This window comes from Daejeonella sp. (assembly GCF_049655485.1).
Taxonomy (GTDB): domain Bacteria; phylum Bacteroidota; class Bacteroidia; order Sphingobacteriales; family Sphingobacteriaceae; genus Daejeonella.
Genome location: NZ_JBASJU010000393.1, coordinates 1 through 1,646, shown reverse-complemented (window position 1 = coordinate 1,646; position 1,646 = coordinate 1). Strand labels below are relative to the sequence as shown.

The following is a 1,646-nucleotide window of genomic DNA, read 5'->3' as shown; positions in this document are numbered from 1 at the left end:
GGAAAGAACTCCTGTTAAGAGGATTTAGGTGGATGGACATAAAACGCCTGAATAAAGAAGGTGCGAATATTTCCCTGATAAGATTACTGAACGGAAACACATATACCCTGCCCCCAAATGATCCCGGATTTGCATTGCCGTTGCCGGAAGATATTCAGGTGTTCATTCCGAATTAACAAAAAAGCAGAAGGGGATTCCTCCCCTTCTGTTTCATCTGATTTATGGTCGCTTTTGTGTCGACATATCAGCTACCTCTCCGGCAGTATATTGACTCAGGAAATCCTTTAATTCCCCCTGATTGCTTGCAAGAACAGAGATTGAACAAGGACTTGGACCGTTAACGGCACAATCTTCAGGGGTTGAACCGGTGTTTCTCCACAACTCAGCCTCCAGAATCTGAGCTTCACTGCCGGTAAAATACCAGATAGTTTCCAACGTTGCGGATTGCTCCGGCTGATTATTATTCAGCATCGTAAACGCACTAACAGTAGCCGCAGTAATCAGTAAAGCGACTATTAACAATAAATTGATTTTTAAACTTTTCATCTTTTCGAACTTTTTATAAATCAAAAAAGGGCTCCAAAAACTTTATATTTACAATACAAAAAATGGTTGTGCCTGCTTAGGTGGGCGCCCCGGAAAAAGGTCATTCGAAAAGGATGGCCTTTTTCATTTACTTGCAGTTTACAGCCCCGCGCTGGAATACAGTAAACTTTTTCCGGTAAATAATTGGCTGAACCACCACGGGCGTGATGGATATCTTTTGGACAAGGAATTGGAGAACGATCAAACGGAATACCCTGAACGTATTAAACAAGCCCATAACAAACAGCAGCACCCAGGCTTGACCTGATTCAATGCTTGCTAATAAGTTGCGATATGTCTTGTTCAAATTCATAGCATCTAAATTTAATCCGTTTAGGTACGTAAGCACTGACTAGCTGCCTGCGGCAGGCAAAGCCGACCACTGATTACTGTTTACGGTACCCACTTACACTCCTTCAAACCCAGGATCCTTGACCCAGATTACCCACTTTGTAGATCCTATGCACTATCGCTGCGCCCCTGCGTTCCCTACGTATTCCGGTAAATCTAGCACCGGTCAGAATACATTTAACCGCCCGGAAAGGGCGTCAAAACTCCGGTGTCACCGCGCTGGCTCGAACATTCCTTTAAATAATACTGAATGATCTATATTTGAATAGCTATTCATAAAAGCATGTGTTTGATGATGTAAAGAAAAAGGACTAAAAGCATAAAAAATCATCTTTTACTTTTTCTTGAAATTTATTTTTTACTCAGGATATATCGCTGTAATGACCGTGAATATCTAATCTCATGGCCATCTTGCCTGAGCTGATTAAGCCATGCCGAGATCGTCCCTTCCCGGCAACTGAAAAACCTTGCGGCTTGCTTCCTGGAAAGGAGCTTTCCTTTTTCAACCATGCTCAACAGGATTTCCAGGGTTTGCTTATGGGTACGATAAGAGGTCATTCTTTGAAAAGTTCACTATTTATTTCGACCAACCACATTCATTTACACGAACCCGCGGATTTGCTTGATGAACGTGCCTCTATGCGTGATCAAAAAATTATTTGATCGAATTTTGGCTAATTCAGTAGTAAAGATGGCCAGCGGGTATGTTG

At 42.2% G+C, this 1,646-nt stretch carries 2 protein-coding genes; both read right to left on the bottom strand.

Annotated features, from left to right (window positions below; genetic code table 11):
* Positions 1-219 precede the first annotated feature (219 nt).
* Positions 220-546, bottom strand: a complete 327-nt coding sequence (locus tag WBJ10_RS16095; protein WP_424292123.1) for a hypothetical protein — start codon at positions 544-546, stop codon at positions 220-222.
* Positions 547-673: 127 nt separating this feature from the next.
* A complete protein-coding gene (locus WBJ10_RS16090; protein WP_424292121.1) occupies positions 674-898 on the bottom strand; it encodes a hypothetical protein in 225 nt (74 codons plus the stop codon).
* Positions 899-1,646 lie beyond the last annotated feature (748 nt).

Bases quoted from the DNA above. Each gene is read 5' to 3' on its own strand.
- WBJ10_RS16095 (WP_424292123.1), bottom strand. From the start codon at position 546: ATGAAAAGTTTAAAAATCAATTTATTGTTAATAGTCGCTTTACTGATT.
- WBJ10_RS16090 (WP_424292121.1), bottom strand. From the start codon at position 898: ATGAATTTGAACAAGACATATCGCAACTTATTAGCAAGCATTGAATCA.